Source organism: Pseudomonas sp. H3_D04 (assembly GCF_054669175.1).
The window spans coordinates 6,221,272-6,240,091 of the sequence record NZ_CP162801.1 but is presented as its reverse complement, the minus strand read 5'-3'; the positions used below and the strand labels follow the sequence as shown (position 1 = coordinate 6,240,091).

15 protein-coding genes are annotated in these 18,820 nt (G+C 60.7%); 7 read left to right on the top strand and 8 right to left on the bottom strand.

The genetic code is table 11. The features are described from left to right. The first annotated feature begins 218 nt into the window (after positions 1–218). The 4 genes from AB4N91_RS28625 to ilvD all read left to right on the top strand — a co-directional run bounded on the left by AB4N91_RS28625 (position 219) and on the right by ilvD (position 5,570). Positions 219–1,298, top strand: a complete 1,080-nt coding sequence (locus tag AB4N91_RS28625; protein WP_154502083.1) for a SagB family peptide dehydrogenase — start codon at positions 219–221, stop codon at positions 1,296–1,298. Further along, positions 1,295–2,272, top strand: a complete 978-nt coding sequence (locus AB4N91_RS28620; RefSeq protein ID WP_460111973.1) for a diiron oxygenase — start codon at positions 1,295–1,297, stop codon at positions 2,270–2,272. The genes AB4N91_RS28625 and AB4N91_RS28620 overlap by 4 nt, the downstream gene beginning before the upstream one ends. Next, complete coding sequence (locus tag AB4N91_RS28615; RefSeq protein WP_460111972.1) at positions 2,265–3,470, top strand: MFS transporter; 1,206 nt, start codon at positions 2,265–2,267, stop codon at positions 3,468–3,470. Before AB4N91_RS28620 ends, AB4N91_RS28615 begins: the two co-directional genes overlap by 8 nt. A 258-nt stretch (positions 3,471–3,728) precedes the next feature. Then, on the top strand, positions 3,729–5,570 hold the full coding sequence (gene ilvD / locus AB4N91_RS28610) for a dihydroxy-acid dehydratase (protein ID WP_010466773.1): 1,842 nt from the start codon (positions 3,729–3,731) through the stop codon (positions 5,568–5,570). Between the two features lie 186 nt (positions 5,571–5,756). Here ilvD and AB4N91_RS28605 read toward each other — a convergent pair whose 3' ends face one another. Then, on the bottom strand, positions 5,757–6,812 hold the full coding sequence (locus tag AB4N91_RS28605; RefSeq protein WP_010466771.1) for an HAD family hydrolase: 1,056 nt from the start codon (positions 6,810–6,812) through the stop codon (positions 5,757–5,759). Between the two features lie 242 nt (positions 6,813–7,054). Here AB4N91_RS28605 and AB4N91_RS28600 point away from each other — a divergent pair, with 242 nt between their 5' ends. Then, positions 7,055–8,446: an L-cystine transporter gene (locus tag AB4N91_RS28600; protein WP_460111971.1), complete on the top strand. Its 1,392-nt coding sequence runs from the start codon at positions 7,055–7,057 to the stop codon at positions 8,444–8,446. Positions 8,447–8,567: 121 nt separating this feature from the next. On the opposite strand, the gene AB4N91_RS28595 is transcribed toward AB4N91_RS28600, so the two are convergent. Continuing rightward, the gene (locus tag AB4N91_RS28595; RefSeq protein WP_010466767.1) at positions 8,568–9,080 is read right to left on the bottom strand and encodes a dihydrofolate reductase; all 513 of its coding nucleotides are present in this window, start codon (positions 9,078–9,080) and stop codon (positions 8,568–8,570) included. Positions 9,081–9,165: 85 nt separating this feature from the next. Here AB4N91_RS28595 and AB4N91_RS28590 point away from each other — a divergent pair, with 85 nt between their 5' ends. Together AB4N91_RS28590 and AB4N91_RS28585 are read left to right on the top strand one after the other, a co-directional pair. Beyond that, positions 9,166–10,545, top strand: coding sequence for a DUF2868 domain-containing protein (locus AB4N91_RS28590; protein WP_460111970.1), 1,380 nt, complete (start codon positions 9,166–9,168; stop codon positions 10,543–10,545). Continuing rightward, the gene (locus AB4N91_RS28585) at positions 10,538–11,914 is read left to right on the top strand and encodes a GTPase/DUF3482 domain-containing protein (protein ID WP_083375528.1); all 1,377 of its coding nucleotides are present in this window, start codon (positions 10,538–10,540) and stop codon (positions 11,912–11,914) included. The genes AB4N91_RS28590 and AB4N91_RS28585 overlap by 8 nt, the downstream gene beginning before the upstream one ends. 119 nt (positions 11,915–12,033) lie before the next feature. Here the strand turns inward: AB4N91_RS28585 and AB4N91_RS28580 are convergent, their stop codons facing one another. The 6 genes from AB4N91_RS28580 to AB4N91_RS28555 form a co-directional block, all read right to left on the bottom strand. Continuing rightward, a complete protein-coding gene (locus AB4N91_RS28580) occupies positions 12,034–12,591 on the bottom strand; it encodes a phosphonate degradation HD-domain oxygenase (RefSeq protein ID WP_010466760.1) in 558 nt (185 codons plus the stop codon). Further along, complete coding sequence (locus tag AB4N91_RS28575; RefSeq protein ID WP_427701294.1) at positions 12,591–13,724, bottom strand: TIGR03364 family FAD-dependent oxidoreductase; 1,134 nt, start codon at positions 13,722–13,724, stop codon at positions 12,591–12,593. Before AB4N91_RS28575 ends, AB4N91_RS28580 begins: the two co-directional genes overlap by 1 nt. A gap of 134 nt (positions 13,725–13,858) precedes the next feature. Further along, positions 13,859–14,884, bottom strand: coding sequence for a putative 2-aminoethylphosphonate ABC transporter substrate-binding protein (locus AB4N91_RS28570; protein ID WP_010466757.1), 1,026 nt, complete (start codon positions 14,882–14,884; stop codon positions 13,859–13,861). A 47-nt stretch (positions 14,885–14,931) separates the two neighbouring features. Beyond that, positions 14,932–16,656, bottom strand: a complete 1,725-nt coding sequence (locus AB4N91_RS28565; RefSeq protein WP_460111969.1) for a putative 2-aminoethylphosphonate ABC transporter permease subunit — start codon at positions 16,654–16,656, stop codon at positions 14,932–14,934. After that, positions 16,656–17,732, bottom strand: coding sequence for a putative 2-aminoethylphosphonate ABC transporter ATP-binding protein (locus AB4N91_RS28560; protein ID WP_010466754.1), 1,077 nt, complete (start codon positions 17,730–17,732; stop codon positions 16,656–16,658). Before AB4N91_RS28560 ends, AB4N91_RS28565 begins: the two co-directional genes overlap by 1 nt. A 223-nt stretch (positions 17,733–17,955) precedes the next feature. Then, entirely contained in the window at positions 17,956–18,819 is an 864-nt protein-coding gene (locus AB4N91_RS28555) for a LysR family transcriptional regulator (RefSeq protein ID WP_010466752.1), read from the bottom strand. Between the last annotated feature and the right edge of the window lies 1 nt (position 18,820).

Here is an 18,820-nt window from a genome sequence, read left to right as displayed (position 1 = left end):
TAAGCGCTCATTACACTCTATGATTGAGCGTGTCACCACGAAGTGACTCTTACTTTCAATTACAAGGAGTTCCAAATGAAAGCAATTACTCTGGAAGCTAACAGCATCGCCAACCTGGCTTTCCTGGTCGCCCCTAAAGCCCGCTAAGTAAATGAGACGCTGGGGAGTGCCGGCTACCCAGCGTTTTCTATGGCATTGCCCAGAGCGAACCGCCCATCATGCAGATCAGTCCTCATTTATTCATACTTCCACGCACGCCCGGTCAAATAGTCTGGGATTACAAGAATCACAAACAGTTTGAACTGAACCTGAAGTATTCAACCCGACTGGCAGAACTTATCGACAACCCCGAAAAGTTCAACGAACGCAATACAATTGACACCCAGCTACTTGACGCTGGAATACTGACAACTGCAATAACAGATACTACAGACTGGGGCTGGGACGAACTGTCGAAGATATTCCATATCGGCACCAAGAACATTCCGTGCGAACACGTTCCGCAAAATATCAATGAATGGTCAAAACAATACCTTGATCATTGCAGCGACGTACTGAGCACGCCCTCGCCGAAAGCCAGGCGCTCGGAACGCCTGGGATTCGAGCTGATTACCCTGCCAAAACCTTCCTGCCTGCCGGAAGGTTCCCTGGCAAACGCCCTGGTCAATCGGAAAACCTGCCGCACCTTCACGGGTGAAGCCGTTTCCCTCGAAGCCGTCAGTACATTGCTGTACCTGTCCCTCGGCTATCTGCATGAGCGCGAAAACGACGTCGACGAAAGCATCGTCGAAGGTCTCGGCGCCCGGCGCAGCAGCCCGTCCGGAGGTGGACTGAATGCCTGCGAAGGCTTTCTGCTGGTGCAAAACGTCAGCGGCCTGCCACCCGGTGTCTACGCCTATCACCCCACCGGGCACGCGCTGAGTCTGGTTAATCCGCTGCCTCCCCAACCTTTAGGGCAACTGATGTGCGGACAACACTTCATCAATAACCTGCCCGCAGGCCTGTTCATCACCAGCCGATTCGACAAGCTGTGGTGGAAATATGAACACTCGCGGGCCTACCGAATGGCCTACGTCGAGGCCGGCCATATTTCCCAGACCTTTCAACTGGCGGCCACCGCGCTGGGATTGAACACCTGGCTGACCGGTGCATTGACGGACGACCAGGTCGAAGCGCTGCTGGGACTTGAGAACAGCGCAGAGCAACCGCTGTTCTTTGTCGGCTGCGGCCAGAGCGACGGGCAAGTGATGTGCAAGGAATTGAAAGCACTGCTGAGCAGTCGGGGGGCGGAACAATGACCGAGCCCCTCATCGACCCCGCGTCAGCCTCTGCCTCATGGGCCCATCGCTTCACCCTTGGAGACTGGAACACCCGAGCCTCGGTGCGGATCAGCGAACACACCTACCAATTGCCACCGGACCTGAAACGGCAACTGGAAACCCGCCACTGGTTTGCGCCGGACTTTCTGCCCTACCTGAGTCATCCGGCAATCAAAGCAGCAGGCAGAGCAATCACTCATCGCCTGTCCGCCAACCATCTGGTGTATTTCCTCGACTACACCACCCTGCTGGAACACCGCATCGTCAACCGTTCCGTGGAAACCATCGTCCACAACGAACTGGGGGTATCCATCCCCCCACGGATGAAAACCGCCGCGCTGCAGCTCTATACGGATGAGGCTTATCACGCACTGTTTTCCAACAGCCTCGCCGAGCAGATTGCCGATATTTACGACATGACAGATCGCCCGGTCGTGCCCCACCGGATAGCCCGGCTGAACGCCCTGCTCGATCGCACACCGGACAAGCACAAGGCACTGGCGTGGTTTCTCGTCGGCTTCGTCTCGGAAACAATTATCGCCAAGGAACTGCTCGACGTTTGCCGTGACACGCTGGTGAGCAGCGTTCAGGAAATGCTCAGGGATCACCTGGCCGACGAAGCGCGTCACAGTCGCTACTTTTGCGAAGTATTCCACCATCTGTGGGTGCAATTGAACTGCGGCCAACGCACGTTCACCGCCAGGTCGCTCGCGGAAATCCTGCTGATTTTCTTTGAGATAGATGAACGCTGGCTTGGGGAAAGCCTGCGCAGCGCCGGCCTGAGTGAAGCGGCTGTCGCGCAGATCCTTGGGGATCTGACCGGCTCGCAAGCACAGCGCCTGCGCGTCCGATCGAGTGCTGGTGCAACGCTCAATGCAATGAAAAAAGCCGGGTTCTTCGATCTGCCTGCCAATCGCCAACTTTTCTCCAGGGCAGGGCTGTTCGATGAATGACGGAAAACAGGTAGCCCGGGGCGAACAACGTGCCATGGTCATTCTGTTGATGACCATGACGCTGCTCGGCGTCTTTCCCCTGGATGTGGTACTCCCCTCCTTTCCCGATCTTTCTGACTACTTTCGGACCTCACCGTCCGACATCGCCCTGTCCGTGAGCGTGTTCGCCATTGGCCTGGCGTTGTCCGTGGTGCTGGTCGGACCATTGTCGGATTTGTGGGGACGCAAGAAATTACTGCTGGCCGGTATCGCAATTGCGGTGGTCGGAGCGACAGGGTGTTTGGTGGCCAGCGAATACAGCTGGTTTTTGTTCTTCCGGGTGATCCAGGCCGTTGGTTGCGGGTCATTCGTCCTGTCACAGGCGTTGGTTCAGGATCTGTTCGTCGGCAAGGAACAGGAGCGAATCAGAATCTGGATGGTGACCGGCGGCGGGGTATTCATTTCGATTTCGCCGCTGCTGGGGACGTGGTTGCAATTGCAGCTAGGCTGGCAGGGCAGCTTTTATGTGTTTATCAGCCTGGCCGTCATTGTCTGGCTTAAAGCCTTCTTTCTGCTCAGGGAAAACCCTCACCTTCATACCACGGCACCTGAACGTTTTTTCAGCGCCTATTGGCGGCTGTGTTCGGATTTTCGCTTCATGGGGTATTGGTTGATTTCAGCCTTGGCTTTCGCCTGCCATTTCTCGTTCATCGTCATTTCACCGATCATTTTCATGGAGCGGCTGGCGCTGTCGCCTTACGCATTTGCCTGGGCGTTGCTGCTGTATGGCGTGGCTTATGTGTTTGGCGGGATTGTCGCCAGCGCGCTGCATCGGTACCTGCAGGCCAACACACAAATAGTCATTGGCCTGGGGCTGATCGCTTTGTCAGGGCTGGTGATGCTGTGGTTGGCGGAACAGTTCGGGCTCTCTGCGGCAGCGGTGCTGATACCCATGTTGATTTGTACGGCAGGCACCACCATTGCCCGGCCCATCGCCAACTCCAAAGCCATGAGTCTCTACCCCCGGAATGCCGGAACCTCGACCTCGGTAGGCGGCGTGCTGATTTTCATGTGCGGCGGTGTGATCAGCGTAGTGATCAACCTTGCCTCCGAAGACCTGACCACGGCACTAGCCCTGTGTTTTCTGAGCTTGAGTGCTACGGGCCTTGGCCTGAATGTCTTGATTACACGACGGCATCTGGCGCTGAAGGCGGGCTGAAACCTGCCAGTCGTCATCCCGCACGTTGTGTCAGCGCCGGATCAACGCTTCCCGGCATTCCCTCCTGACGCCAGCCGTGTAGAATCGCGACATTCATCGCCAGTCATCCCCCGGCGGGTTTATGAGCTCAAGCTGAAGCGCGCGGCGATCCCGCAAAGTTATCGGCAACTTCCGGACACACGGCCATTTCTGGGTGTTCCAGACGTCAATAGAAGCTCACTTCCCTTTTGATACCTGATTAGCCGCCCGGAGTGCTTCATGCCTGATTACCGCTCGAAAACATCCACCCACGGCCGCAACATGGCCGGCGCCCGCGCACTGTGGCGCGCCACGGGGATGAAAGATGACGACTTCAAAAAGCCGATCATCGCCATTGCCAACTCGTTCACCCAGTTCGTACCGGGCCACGTCCACCTCAAGGACCTGGGCCAACTGGTCGCCCGCGAAATCGAACGCGCTGGCGGTGTGGCAAAAGAATTCAACACCATCGCCGTGGATGACGGCATCGCCATGGGCCACGACGGCATGCTCTATTCGCTGCCGAGCCGCGAGATCATCGCCGACTCCGTCGAATACATGGTCAACGCCCACTGCGCCGACGCCATCGTCTGCATCTCCAACTGCGACAAGATCACCCCTGGCATGCTGATGGCCGCCCTGCGCCTGAACATCCCGGTGATCTTCGTTTCCGGCGGCCCGATGGAAGCCGGCAAGACCAAACTGGCCTCCCACGGCCTCGACCTGGTAGACGCCATGGTCATCGCCGCCGACTCCAGCGCTTCTGACGAGAAAGTCGCCGAGTACGAGCGCAGCGCCTGCCCGACCTGCGGCTCGTGCTCCGGCATGTTCACCGCCAACTCGATGAACTGCCTGGTCGAAGCCCTGGGCCTGGCATTGCCGGGCAACGGTTCGACCCTGGCCACCCACAGTGACCGCGAGCAGCTGTTCCTGCAGGCCGGCCGCACCATCGTCGAGCTGTGCAAGCGTTACTACGGCGAGAACGATGAGTCGGTATTGCCGCGCAACATCGCCAACTTCAAGGCGTTCGAAAACGCCATGACCTTGGACATCGCCATGGGCGGCTCTACCAACACCATCCTGCACTTGCTGGCCGCCGCCCAGGAAGCCGAGATGGAGTTCGACCTGCGCGACATCGACCGCCTGTCCCGATTCGTGCCGCAACTGTGCAAAGTCGCTCCGAATATCCAGAAATACCATATGGAAGACGTGCACCGCGCTGGCGGGATCTTCAGCATCCTCGGCTCGCTGGCCCGTGGCGGCCTGCTGCACACCGACCTGCCGACCGTGCACAGCAAGACCCTGGCCGAAGGCATCGCCAAGTGGGACATCACCCAGACCGACGATGAAGCCGTGCATCACTTCTTCAAAGCCGGTCCTGCGGGCATCCCGACGCAAACCGCATTCAGCCAGTCGACCCGTTGGGAAACCCTGGACGACGACCGTGAAAACGGCTGCATCCGCAGTGTTGAGCATGCATATTCGAAAGAAGGCGGCCTGGCCGTTCTCTACGGCAACATCGCACTGGACGGCTGTGTGGTGAAAACCGCTGGCGTCGACGAATCGATCCACGTGTTCGAAGGCAACGCGAAGATCTTCGAAAGCCAGGACAGCGCCGTTCGCGGCATCCTCGCCGACGAAGTGAAGGCCGGCGACATCGTGATCATCCGTTACGAAGGTCCGAAAGGCGGCCCGGGCATGCAGGAAATGCTCTATCCGACGTCGTACCTGAAATCCAAAGGCCTGGGCAAAGCCTGCGCCCTGCTCACCGACGGCCGCTTCTCCGGCGGCACCTCGGGCCTGTCCATCGGTCATGCTTCGCCGGAAGCCGCTGCAGGCGGCGCGATTGGTCTGGTGCAGGACGGTGACAAGGTGCTGATCGACATTCCGAACCGCTCGATCAATCTGTTGATCAGCGACGAAGAAATGGCTGGCCGCCGTGCCGAGCAGGATCAGAAAGGCTGGAAGCCTGTGGAAAAACGTCCACGCAAAGTGACCACTGCACTGAAGGCCTACGCCCTGCTGGCGACCAGCGCCGACAAGGGTGCCGTGCGTAACAAGGCAATGCTCGACGGGCTGTAAGGCTTAACCGTCGAACAAAAAATGCCCCGCCAAGTGCGGGGCATTTTTTTGACCACGATCCCCCAAACACTGGAGATCAACTGTAGGAGTGAGCCTGCTCGCGATAGCGGTATGTCTGTCACCATTGATGTCGTCTGACACTGCGCTATCGCGAGCAGGCTCACTCCTACATTGGATTTTTGGTGCTTACTGGATTTCCTCCGGTTTCACGATCACCCAGTTCTTGTCCGCCGTCACCGGCAACCCTTCCTTGGCCTGTGCTGCCGCGTGCTTGGCCATCATGCCGTTAATCTGGGTCATGTATTTGTCCTTGCGGTTGATCCACAAGTGAATGCCGCCCTTGGCCACGTCGACGCTGTGGAACAGCATGAAGCCGTCGCTGGTCGGTGTGTCGCCGCCGACGAGCACCGGTTTTTTCCATTCATCGATGTAGGTCAGGATCGCCGCTTGCTTACCCGCCATCCAGGTCGCCGGGGTCCACAGGTACGGGGTCAGTTCGAGGCCAAGGTTGGCCTTCTCGTCATACTTGCCCGCAGTGATTTGCTTACGCGCCGTGGTCAATTCACCGGACTTCGGGTCCTTGAGCAGCAGGCTCACACCAATGACGTTTTGCGGTTTGACGTTGTAGCCGTACTTCGGATCGGAAGCGACCATGCGCACCAGTTCTTCCGAGGCGGCGGTCATCACGTAGACCTCGATGCCGTTCTCCATCAGCTTGTTGTAGAGCTCTTTCTGACCGGTGAAGATTTTCGGCGGGTTGACGTCGAGGTTCTTGACCACATCGCCTTCGTAATAGGTCGCCGGCACTGGCTTGTCCAAGGCCATCAGCTCATCGACGTAGCCTTTGAGTTCCTGGAGGGTGAAACCGGAGAACACTTGCGCGACCCATGGATAGCACACCATGTCGTCGAGTTCGCAGAGGCGATAGTAGTAGCTGAACAGGCTTTCCTTATGGTCGGCGGTGTCCTTGAACGGGATCAGTTTCAGGGAGGGGTCGAGTTTCTCGCGGGTGATCAGGCCTTTGCTTTCCATGTACGGCAGCAACGACTCTTCGAGGTCGTAGCGGTAACTGGTGTTGTCCATGTCGAACACCGCGTAGTTACCTTTGTTCGCGTTGGCTGCAATCATCGCGTCCAGCGCCTTGGCCTGATCGGCTGGCCAGTGCTTCAAATCCGTGGCGAAGACCTGGCCGGCGAGGCCAAGACAGAGTACTGCTGCGAGAAATTTGGGTGCGAGCTTCATCGGCGGTTTCTCCCTGATCCAAAGATATCGACGCTAACAAATAAGTGTGACAACTCTCGTCCACTAGCGACCGCACACGTCCCTTTCGCGTCAAGTGCATCCCCGACAGCGACACCGGCTTATTCCAAAAACGACAGTTATCAGACTTTTTTGATATTAATTCTTTGTAAATCAAGCTGTTAGGCTTGCCGGTTCGCAGCTGCCCCGGAAGGTGGCTGGCACAAGTCACTTTCGGAGTTCTCATGAATCTGCCGCTGATCCTCAATCTGCTGGTGTTCCTCGCGTTACTGTTTGGCCTCGCGCAAACCCGCCACACCACCTGGAGCCTGGCGAAAAAAGTCCTGCTCGCGTTGGTATTGGGCGTGGTGTTCGGTGTCGCGTTGCACACGATTTACGGTGCCGGCAACCCGGTGCTGAAAGCCTCGATCAGCTGGTTCGATCTGGTGGGCAACGGGTACGTTCAGTTGCTGCAAATGATCGTCATCCCGCTGGTGTTCGCCTCGATCCTCAGCGCCGTGGCCCGTCTGCACAACGCCTCGTCGCTGGGCAAGATCAGCTTCCTGACCATCGGCACGCTGCTGTTCACCACGGCCATTGCGGCGTTGATCGGTATCGGCTTGACCAACCTGTTCGGCCTGACCGCCGAAGGCCTGGTCGCCGGCACCCAGGAAATGGCTCGCCTGCAAACCATCCAGACCGACTATGCCGGCAAGGTTGCCGACCTGAATGTGCCGCAGCTGCTGCTGTCGTTTATTCCGCAAAACCCGTTCGCCGACCTCGCTCGCGCCAAGCCGACGTCGATCATCAGCGTGGTGATCTTCGCCGCGTTCCTCGGTGTCGCGGCGCTGCAACTGCTCAAGGATGACGTCGAGAAAGGTCAGAAAGTGATCAACGCCATCGACACCCTGCAAGCCTGGGTGATGCGTCTGGTGCGTCTGGTGATGAAGCTGACCCCCTACGGCGTATTGGCGCTGATGACCAAAGTGGTCGCCGGTTCCAACCTGCAAGACATCATCAAGCTCGGCAGTTTCGTGGTGGTTTCCTACATCGGCCTGGGCCTGATGTTTGTGGTCCATGGCCTGTTGGTGTCGGCGGCCGGGATCAACCCGCTGCGGTTCTTCCGCAAGATCTGGCCGGTGCTGACGTTCGCGTTCACTAGCCGCTCCAGCGCCGCGACGATTCCACTGAGCATCGAAGCGCAGACCAGCCGCCTGGGCATCCCGCAATCCATCGCCAGTTTCGCCGCGTCGTTCGGCGCGACCATTGGCCAGAATGGCTGTGCCGGTCTGTACCCGGCGATGTTGGCGGTGATGGTGGCGCCGACTGTCGGCATCAACCCGCTGGACCCGCTGTGGATTGCAACACTGGTGGCGATTGTGACCTTGAGTTCGGCCGGTGTGGCGGGCGTGGGCGGCGGTGCGACGTTTGCCGCGCTGATCGTGCTGCCGGCGATGGGTTTGCCGGTGTCATTGGTGGCGTTGCTGATTTCGGTTGAGCCGCTGATCGATATGGGCCGCACGGCGTTGAACGTGAGTGGTTCGATCACGGCCGGGGCGATTACCAGCCAGATCATGCAGCAGACGGATAAAGCACTGCTGGATGCCGATGAGCATGCGGAGTTGGCGCACGCTTAAGTTTTTTAGCGTCTGAGCTGGCCTCTTCGCGGGCAAGCCTCGCTCCTACCAGAATTTGTGTCGTACGCAATTTTCGCGATCGACACAAATCCTGTAGGAGCGAGGCTTGCCCGCGAAGCTTTTAGACTTTCTCCCAAACTTCAAAGTCGTACGCTGGTTTGTCGCCTTCAGCCGGATTCTGGGTGTTGGACACCAATGTCCACTGCCCCAAATCAAACTCCGGAAACCACGCATCCCCTTCCGGGCTCAACGCCACTCGGGTCAGATACAACCGATCCGCCTGCGCCATCCCCTGCGCATACAATTGCGCGCCGCCAATCAGCATCACCTCATCGACGCCCTGCTCGTTCGCCCATTCCTGCGCGCGAGCCACGGCCGCCTCCAGCGACGGATAAACCTCCGCGCCTTCCAACACCAGATCCGCCTGACGGCTGACCACGATGTTCAATCGGCCCGGCAGCGGCCGGCCGAGGGAATCCCAGGTCTTGCGACCCATGATGATCGGTTTGCCGAGGGTGGTGGCCTTGAAGTATTTGAAGTCCCCCGGCAAGTGCCAGGGCATGCTGTTGTCGACGCCGATCACACGGTTTTCACCGAGGGCTGCGATCAGGCTGAGGGGGAGTGATTTAGTCATGCCGGCGAGGATACCAGAGCCTCCCGTACCCCGATAAGCGCCACAGCGGTTATGCTCACAGCTCATTTGAGCGACGGGATGCCGCGTGACTGAACTGACTCCACTGCAAACCCTCTGGCTGACCGAGACGGTGCGCCTGCGTGAAGAACACGCCGGCCCCCTGGAGGATCTGGAAGCCAACCGGCTGGCCCGCAGCGCCGGCGGCGACTTGCCGACGCGAATTCAGCGCCGTGCCGTGTGGCTGGCCGAGCGCGACGGTTTGTCCGACGCCCTCAAGCATTGGCTGCAAGGCGCGCGACTGGCGCTGATCGTCATGGCGGTGCTGGCCATCGTCAGCGGTGCTGGCCTGGCGTTTGCCGCACTGGGTGATGGCCAGACCCCGGTAAATGTGTTCTGGGCCCTGGGCAGTCTGCTTGGGCTCAATCTGATTCTGCTGCTGAGCTGGGCGTTGGGCCTGGTGTTTGCCGGTGAGCACGGCGCCAGCCTTGGACGCTTATGGCTGTGGCTCAGCGAAAAACTCGCTCGTGATGCCAAAGCCGCGCAACTGGCACCCGCCCTGCTGCTGTTATTGCAGCGACGCAAACTCAATCGCTGGGCGATCGGCGTGCTGGTCAACGGCTTGTGGTTGCTGGCGTTGCTCAGTGCGCTGGTTATCGTGCTGATGCTGATGGCGACCCGGCGCTACGGCTTTGTCTGGGAAACCACCATTCTGCGCGGCGACACCTTCGTCGCCATGACCCAAACTCTCGGCGCCCTGCCGGCCTTGCTCGGTTTCAGCGTGCCCAGCGTGGAGATGATCCGCGCCAGTGGCGATGCCGCGCTGAACATCGAAAGCGCTCGTCAGGCCTGGGCCGCTTGGCTGGTGGGCGTGTTGCTGGTCTACGGGGTGTTGCCCCGTTTGTTGCTAATGCTGTTCTGCCGCTGGCGCTGGACCTCCGGCCAAGCCGCTTTGCGCCTGGATTTGAACCTGCCCGGTTACGCCCAATTGCGCGAACGGCTGATGCCCACCAGCGAACGCCTCGGCATCAGTGATGCCGCGCCTGCGCAACTGCATCGTGTCGAAAGCGGCGTCAGTGAGCAGCAAAGCGACGGCGCGTTGCTGGTGGCCATCGAGCTGGACGATCAACGCCCGTGGCCGCCGCAACTGCCGAAAACCGTGAACAACGCCGGCATCCTCGACAGTCGCGAATCGCGCAACAAACTGCTCGAACAGTTGAGTCGTTTCCCTCCGGCACGCCTGGCGATTGCCTGCGATCCGCGACGTTCGCCCGACCGTGGCAGCCTGGCCCTGATCGCCGAACTGGCGCGCAATGCCGCTGCCACCCGTGTCTGGCTGCTGCAAGCGCCGCCCGGCGAAGCACTGGATGCCGAACGTCTCGGCGACTGGCACGTGGCGCTGCAACAGCTGGACCTGCCGTTCGCCGATTGCGCGCCCGTGAACTGGCTGGAGACCGGCCATGACTAATGCCTGGAAAGCGCCCTTGAAGCTGGCCGTGGTCGGCCACACCAATGTCGGCAAAACCTCGTTGCTGCGCACGCTCACCCGGGACGTCGGTTTCGGTGACGTGTCCCATCGCCCCAGCACCACCCGCCATGTCGAAGGCGCGCGGTTGTCGGTGGACGGCGAGCCGTTGCTCGATCTCTACGACACGCCCGGCCTCGAAGACGCCATCGCCCTGCTCGACTACCTCGAGCGCCTGGAACGTCCCGGCGAACGCCTCGACGGCCCGGCACGGTTGGCCCGATTCCTCGACGGCAGCGAAGCCCGGCAGCGCTTTGAACAGGAAGCCAAAGTACTGCGCCAATTGCTCGCCTCGGACGCCGGCCTCTATGTGATCGACGCCCGGGAGCCGGTCCTGGCCAAGTACCGCGACGAACTGGAAGTGTTGGCCAGTTGCGGCAAACCGCTGCTGCCGGTGCTGAATTTCGTCAGCAGCGCCAACCATCGCGAGCCGGATTGGCGTGAAGCCCTGGCACGCTTGGGCCTGCATGCCCTGGTGCGTTTCGACAGCGTTGCACCGCCCGAAGATGGCGAACGTCGACTCTATGAAAGCCTCGCCTTGCTGCTGGAAAACTCCCGCGAACAATTGGAGCGCCTGATCGCCGATCAACAGGCTCAACGCCTGGCTCGCCAACAGAGTGCGGCGCGATTGATTGCCGAGTTGCTGATCGATTGCGCCGCGTGCCGGCGTAGCGTGGTCAGCGACGCGGAGCAGGAACAACAGGCGATCAGCGAACTGCGCAAAGCCGTTCGCCAACGGGAACAGCGCTGCGTCGAAGGTTTGCTCAAACTCTATGCCTTCCGCCCACAGGACGCGGCGGCCAGTGAACTGCCGCTGCTCGATGGCCGCTGGGGCGATGATTTGTTCAACCCGGAAACCCTCAAGCAATTGGGTGTGCGGGTCGGCGGTGGCATCGCGGCCGGCGCGGCGGCCGGTGCCGGGGTTGATTTACTGGTGGGCGGCCTGACCCTCGGCGCGGCGGCACTGGCCGGCGCCATTGCCGGCGGCGCCCTGCAAACCGCCCGCAGTTATGGCAGCCGGTTAATGGGCAAGATCAGGGGTCAGCGAGAATTGACGGTCGACGACAGCGTGTTGAGGCTGTTGGCCTTGCGTCAGCGCCAATTGCTGCATGCGCTGAATGCCCGTGGGCATGCGGCGATGGACAGCATCCAGGTGGCCACGCCACAGGACAAGACCTGGCGCGAAGGCAAACTGCCCGAAGCCCTGAACAAGGCCCGGGCGCATCCGCAGTGGTCGTCGCTGAATCCGCAGGCGAAGTTGAGTCAGGCGGAGCGGCAAGAGCAGGTTGAGGTGTTGGCGCAGCAGTTGTAAACCTTGGTTATTGGGGTGTCCGGGCTGGCCCCTTCGCGAGCAGGCTCGCTCCCACATTGGAATGCGTTCCCCTGTGGGAGCGAGCCTGCTCGCGATGGCAGCGACCCGGTTTCGAGCTATTACGCAGCCAACAGCCGCAACGCCTTATCCTTCAACACCCCCAGATCCATCACCGGCACGCCCATGTCCTTGGCCTGTTCATCCCACTGGCGCATCCGCAAACTGGCCTTGCATAACGGATCCTTCTCGAAGGCTTCCGCCTCTTCCGCGGTCATCACCCCACCCTGGTATTCCAGGGTCCGGCGGCTGGCTTCGCTCAATCGCTCGTAGTACCCGGGCTCTTTAAGCGTCAGATAACGCTTGGCCTGAACGTGGTATTCCACCAGCCGCGCCAGGCGCTCGCTGAAACCGGCCCGACGCAAGTAATCGGCGCCCAGACGTTCGTGGCTGACCACACCAAAACCACCCATGTTCTCGGCGCTCCCGCCACAGATATGCCCGATGTCATGGAAGAACGCGGCCAGCACCACTTCGTCATCAAAGCCTTCAGCCATGGCCAATTCAGCCGCCTGGGACATGTGTTCGATCTGCGACACCGGCTCGCCGATGTAATCGCTGTCGCCAAAGCGTTCGTACAGCCCAAACACCTCGGCGATCACTTGCTCATTGCTGTCCATCAATGCTCTCCCAATAAGGTGGCGACGTTACGTTCGGCAAGCGCCGGGCCGACGCTCATGCCGACACCGGTGTGCATCAGCGCCACGCTCACACCCGGCATCGGGAGCAGGAACGAGAACGGCCCCGGCCCCCGTGAACCATAGACGCCCTGCCAGCGCTCGACCACCTGCACCTTGCACCCCAGGGTTTGTTCAGCGAGTCCGATCATCCAGTCATCGACCTGCTCGGCATTGAACGGCGATGGATCGCGGCCGTAATGGTGGGAGTCGCCGATGATCAACTCACCGTAAGGCGTCGGGCTGATCAGCAGGTGGATGCCGTTTTCATGCAAGTGTGGCTCCTCGCGCAGAATCTGCGCCTGCACCGCCGCCGCTTCCGGCAGATCGGCGAAGGCGCCGTAATGCACGCAACTCAAACCGGTGAGCAATGCGTGTTGCAGGTTGAGGTTGATCTGCGGCCGGGCGCGGAGCATTTGCAGGCGGCAGATTTGCGGGTTGAGCGCGGCGATCGGCTCGGCCAGCAAGGTCTGATAATCGTGGCCGGAGCAGACGATGATCTGATCGGCGCTGAACGTGCCGGCCGTGCTGCGCAGGCGACCCGGCTCGATATCGCGCACCAGGGTAGAGAAGTGAAACGCGACGCCGAGCTCGCGGCGCAAGTAGTCGATCAACGCCGGAATCGCTTCACGGGAATACAGTTGCTGATCGTCCAGGCCGTGCAACGCCGCGCGGTGATGGCGGAACTGACCGCCGTAGAGATCGCGCAAGGCAGCACCGCGCAGCAGGTCGACGCGGTAACCGTATTCCACGGCGCGGCCGGTGCAGAAGGCTTCGAGCAGGTGTTCTTCGGCTTCGCTGCGAGCGAACAAATACGAGCCGTTGCGCTTGAGTTGCAACCCGGCCAGTTGTGCCCATTGGCCCCAGATCTCTCGGCTGGCCTTGGCCAGTTCGAGCATCGGGCCCGGGGGTTGGCCGGTGACGAGGGCCTGGCCGAAGTTGCGGACCGAGGCGCCCAAGGGGGTTTCGCTGCGTTCGAAAACCGTGACCTTCAGACCGCGTCTGGCGGCGGCGTAGGCGTGGGACAGGCCGAGAATGCCGGCGCCGACGATCAGCATGTCGTTGTGGTGTGTCATCAAGTGATGTCCTGAATTTGAAGCCGCCTTCGCGGGCAAGCCTCGCTCCTGCAGGGTTGCGCGTTATCACAAACGACACCAACCCTGTAGGAGCGAGGCTTGCCCGCGAAGAGGCCCTTCAGCCGATAGAGATCTTACTTGGCAGCCACTTTCTCGGACTTGCCGTCATACCGCTTGCGCCACTCGCTCAGGATTTCGTCGCGATTCTTCGACGCCCAGGCAAAGTCGTTCTTGATCAAACGCTGCTCATAATCCGCCGGCAATTCGGTCTGCGGCTTGGCAATCCCCGGTTGCGCGAGCACCGCGAAGTTCTCTTTATAAAGCTCCATCGCCGCCGGGCTGGCCGAGAAGTCAGCCAGTTTCTTCGCCGCCTCTTCGTGTGGTGTGCCCTTGATCACAGCGGTCGCTTCGATCTCCCAGCCCAGGCCTTCCTTCGGCAGGATGATGTCCAGCGGTGCGCCCTGACGCTTCAGCTGAACCGCCGGGTATTCAAAGGAAATGCCGATCGGGAATTCACCCGAAGCCGCCAGCTTACAAGGCTTGGAACCGGAGTGAACGTACTGGCCGATGTTCTGGTGCAGGTCGTCCATGTACTGCCAGCCCTGCTTCTCGCCGAAGGTTTGCAGCCAGGCGCTGACGTCGAGGAAACCGGTGCCGGACGAGGCCGGGTTGGGCATCACGATCTTGCCTTTGTACTCAGGCTTGGTCAGGTCCTGCCAGCTGACCGGCTTGGTCAAACCCTGCTTTTCGGCTTCGACGGTGTTGAAGCAAATGGTCGCCGCCCAGACGTCCATCCCGACCCACGCGGGCGGATTGGCGGCATCGCGGTAGTTGCCGCCGATCTTGCCCAGGTCCTTCGGCGCGTAGCTTTGCAGCATGCCTTGCTGATCGAGGATCGCCAGGCTCGACGCCGCCAGGCCCCAGACCGCATCAGCCTGTGGGCGGGCTTTTTCGGCCAGCAGTTTGGCAGTGATAATCCCGGTGGAATCGCGTACCCACTTGATCTCGACGTCCGGGTTAGCCTTTTCGAAGGCTTCTTTGTAAGTCTTCAGTTGCTCGGCTTCGAGGGCGGTGTACACCGTCAACTCGGTTGGCGCCGCGAAGGCGTTCAGGCTGAAAGCGGTGAGGACAGCAGCGGCCAGGGCCATAGGCTTGAACATGATCTTTTCCTGTTTGAGTTGAGGGTTGGTCTTTTATGGGGACAGATTTATTTACCAGGAGCGGTCTGCCGCCAGGCCTGGGAACGGTGCAGCAAGCCGCGCGAGGCCCAGGCCAGCAGCAGGGACACGCCTGCCGAAGTGAACAGAATCAGGGTCGACATCGCCGCTGCGCCGCCGACGTTGCCGGCGTCGTCCATGTTCAGCACCGCCACCGCCGCGAGGATGGTGTCGGGGCTGTAGAGGAAGATCGCGGCTGAAACGGTGGTCATGGCCGAGACGAACAGGTAGCGCACGATGTCCAGCAGCGCCGGCAGGCAGATCGGCACAGTGACTCGCAGGTAGTGCCGATACAGCGGCGCCTTGAGTGACAACGCGGCGGCCTCGAACTCGGCGTCGAGTTGACGTAGCGCCGTGGTCGCGGTCATTTGTGCGGTGGTCAAATAGTGAGCAATGGTGCAGACCACCAGCAGCGTCATGGTCCCGTAGAGCACATGCAGCGGGTTGCCGCTGAGGTTGAAGAAGAAAACGTAACCCAGGCCCAGCACCAGACCCGGCACCGCCATCGGCACGAAACTGAGCATGCGCAAGGTCAGGTTCAGTCCGCGCTGACCTTTGGTTTTCTCCATCAGGTAGGCGCCGGTGAAGATCAGCACGCTGCCGATCAACGCCGTGCACAAAGCCATTTTTACGCTGTTGCCATAGGCCAGCCAGCCGCCGCCCGCGGTGTCGCTGAACTGGTAATGGTTGAGCGACAGCGACAGGTTGTACGGCCAGAATTTCACCAGCGAGGAGAACACCGCCATGCCGAACACCAGCAGCAACACCGCGCAGATCAGCAGCACGATGGCCAGATAACAACCGTCCCGCCGCTTCGACGGCGCGGGTTTGAAGACTTGGGCGCGGCCGCTCATGGCGTCGCCGTGTCGTCGACGCAACCAGGCATCGACTGCAAAACTGAAGAGTGCCGGCAGCAGCAGGACCATGCCGATCAACGCGCCGCGACCGAATTGCTGCTGGCCGACCACGGCCTTGTAGGCTTCCAGCGCCAGCACTTGATAGTCGCCACCGACCACTACGGGCACGCCGAAGTCAGTGATGGTCAAGGTGAACACCAGGCAGAACGCCGCGAACACGGCCTGACGGGTCGCTGGCCAGGTGATGCTGCGAAAGGCTTTGGCCGGACTGGCGCCCATGCTGGAGGCGGCATCGAAGAGTCGCGCATCCGCCAGGGAAAGCGCCGACAGAAGAATCATCAGCGCGTGTGGGAAGGTGTAAATGACCTCGCCCAGAACAATGCCCCAGAAACCGTAGATATTGTCCGAGAGCAAGCCGCGCAACATGCCCTGATTGCCGAACAGATAAACCAGCGCAATCCCCGGCAGCATCGACGGCGCCATCAGCGGCAACAACGAAATTGCGCGACAGATGCCTTTGCCGGGAATCAACGTGCGTTGCAATGCGTAGGCAAACAAGTAGGCCAGCGGTACGACAATCGCCGCCACGCTGAGGGAAACTTTCAGGCTATTGCCGAGCAACCAGTGGAAGTTCGCACTGGTCACCAATTCGCGCGCAGCCACCAGGCCTCCGCCCTGCCCGGCCTCCGAACTGAAACCGCGCCAGAAGATCGCCAACAACGGCATCAACACCGCGAGGCCGAGCAACACCAATAAAAGGAGTTTGCCGCCGACCACGAACACCCGGTCGCCGATCTCGGCACGGGAGGTCTGCCGAACCTGCTTGTGCGGTATCGGCAGCGCGATGTTCGCGCTCATCAGGCAAACACCTGCAGGCTGCGCGGGGGCAAGGCGACCATGATCTGCTGCGCACCGAGGCGCGGCATGGCTTCCGGTGCCAGTTCGGCCAGCAATGCGTGGCCGGGCAGTTGATCGAGTTCGAAGCTCATGCGGCAGCGGTTACCGAGAAAGGTGATCTCGCGAACCTTGGCCGGGAACAGGTTTTCTTCATGCACCGGCGGGTTGACGTTGATCGCTTCCGGTCGGCAAAAAAGACGGCCCGACGTGGTTTTAGCGCTGCCATCCGCCAGGCGCATGCTCATCCCGCCGACCTGGGCGTGGCTGTCACTGCTGCGGCTGAATGGCAGCCAGTTGCCCTGGCCGACAAACTCCGCCACAAATGGCGTGGCCGGGCGGTCGTAGATGTCCTGCGGCGTGGCGTACTGCTCGACCTTGCCGTTGTTCATCACGGCGATGCGGTCGGCCATCAGCATGGCCTCGTCCTGATTGTGCGTGACCATCAGGGTGGTGACGCCGAGGTTGCGCTGCAGTTGGCGCAGTTCGGTGCACAAATGCTCGCGAACCCGGGCGTCGAGGGCCGACATCGGTTCGTCCAGCAGCAACAACGATGGAGCCGGCGCCAATGCCCGAGCCAGCGCGACACGTTGCTGTTGGCCGCCGGACAATTGGCCGGGGTACTTTTTCTCGCTGCCGGTCAGGCCGACCAGTTCCAGCATCTGACCGACACGTTTGCGCACTTCATCACGACCACTGCCGGCGAGGCCGTAGGCAATGTTCGCTTCGACGGTGAGGTTGGGAAACAGCGCGTAGGACTGAAAAAGAATGCCGTAGTCCCGGGCCTGGGGTGCCAGGTGGGAAACGTCGCGATCGCCGAGGTACAACTCGCCGCTGTCCTGTTTCTCCAGGCCGGCGATGCAACGCAGCAACGTGGTTTTGCCACAGCCGGACGGGCCCAGCAGGCACACCAGTTCACCGGCCGCCACGTCGAGGGAAACATTGTCCAGCGCGGTGAAGGCGCCAAAGCGTTTCTGCACACCGCGCACTTTCATCGGGGCGCCGGGGTTGGTCAGGGCAGTTGCGATCGAGTGGTTCATGGACAGGCCTCATCAAGCAGATGAAGCCCATCCTAGGTTTGTAATGCGTCCGTCATGTGGCAGTGAGGCAAAATCGGCTGATAGTGGTATTCAAGAATTTGGGTTGGATACGTTGGTGCACTGACGGACGCCTTGGCGGGCCCGCCTCGCTCCTACAGGGGAATGCGACCACCTGTAGGAGCGAGGCTTGCCCGCGAAGGGGCCCTCACATTCAACACAAATCTCACGCGGGGGCCATTTCCTGCGCCAAACCCAGGAACGCCGCCGGCAACCGCGCGCCTTTGCGCTCCTTGAGGCAGTACAGATACTCCGGAATCTGCGGCGCATTCTCAATCGTCAGCACGCGCAATTGCGGGTCATGCGGCACTTCCTGTCGGGCAATGATGCTGATGCCGATGTTGCGCAGCACCGCCTCGCGAATCGATTCACGGCTGCCAATTTCCAGCAACGGCCCGAAACTCACCCCGGCGCTGGCCAGTAATTCTTCGGTCAGGCGTCGAGTGGTCGAGCCTGATTCGCGCATCAACAAGGTATGCCCGGCCAACGCGCTGAGCGGCACATGATCGTGCGCCGCCAGCGGATGGTTGCGATGCACCGCCAACACCAGCGGATCGCTGCCGAGCACCCGCCGAATCAGCCGCGCGTCATCGAGCAATTGTGACGACGCCGCGACATCCACCCGGTAATCCTCCAGCGCTTCCAGCACCTGCTGGGAGTTGCCGATTTCCACCGACACTTCCACTTGCGGCAAGCGCTCGCGGAAAGTCTTCACCAGGTCGAGGATGTAATACGGCGCAGTAGCAGCAATGCGCAATGTGCCCTGGACCTGGCCGCTGTTGCGCAGGAAAAACTCGATGTCGGCTTCCTGCTGCAACAGCGCCTTGACCATCGGCAACAGCCGCGCGCCTTCATCGCTGACGCTGAGGCGGCGGCCGCCACGGTAGAACAGCTCAACCGAATACTGGCTTTCCAGATGGCGGATCTGCGTGGTCACCGTGGGTTGGCTCAGGCCGAGCTTTTTCGCCGCCAGGGTAATGCTGCCCAGGCGGGCAACCATGTAAAACGCCTTCAGCTCGGCACTCAGCACA

Coding starts and splice junctions, on each gene's coding strand:
- AB4N91_RS28620 (WP_460111973.1), top strand. CDS start 1,295: ATGACCGAGCCCCTCATCGACCCCGCGTCAGCCTCTGCCTCATGGGCC.
- AB4N91_RS28595 (WP_010466767.1), bottom strand. CDS start 9,080: ATGACTAAATCACTCCCCCTCAGCCTGATCGCAGCCCTCGGTGAAAAC.
- AB4N91_RS28625 (WP_154502083.1), top strand. CDS start 219: ATGCAGATCAGTCCTCATTTATTCATACTTCCACGCACGCCCGGTCAA.
- AB4N91_RS28600 (WP_460111971.1), top strand. CDS start 7,055: ATGAATCTGCCGCTGATCCTCAATCTGCTGGTGTTCCTCGCGTTACTG.
- AB4N91_RS28585 (WP_083375528.1), top strand. CDS start 10,538: ATGACTAATGCCTGGAAAGCGCCCTTGAAGCTGGCCGTGGTCGGCCAC.
- AB4N91_RS28570 (WP_010466757.1), bottom strand. CDS start 14,884: ATGTTCAAGCCTATGGCCCTGGCCGCTGCTGTCCTCACCGCTTTCAGC.
- AB4N91_RS28575 (WP_427701294.1), bottom strand. CDS start 13,724: ATGACACACCACAACGACATGCTGATCGTCGGCGCCGGCATTCTCGGC.
- AB4N91_RS28580 (WP_010466760.1), bottom strand. CDS start 12,591: ATGGACAGCAATGAGCAAGTGATCGCCGAGGTGTTTGGGCTGTACGAA.
- AB4N91_RS28560 (WP_010466754.1), bottom strand. CDS start 17,732: ATGAACCACTCGATCGCAACTGCCCTGACCAACCCCGGCGCCCCGATG.
- AB4N91_RS28605 (WP_010466771.1), bottom strand. CDS start 6,812: ATGAAGCTCGCACCCAAATTTCTCGCAGCAGTACTCTGTCTTGGCCTC.
- ilvD (WP_010466773.1), top strand. CDS start 3,729: ATGCCTGATTACCGCTCGAAAACATCCACCCACGGCCGCAACATGGCC.
- AB4N91_RS28615 (WP_460111972.1), top strand. CDS start 2,265: ATGAATGACGGAAAACAGGTAGCCCGGGGCGAACAACGTGCCATGGTC.
- AB4N91_RS28565 (WP_460111969.1), bottom strand. CDS start 16,656: ATGAGCGCGAACATCGCGCTGCCGATACCGCACAAGCAGGTTCGGCAG.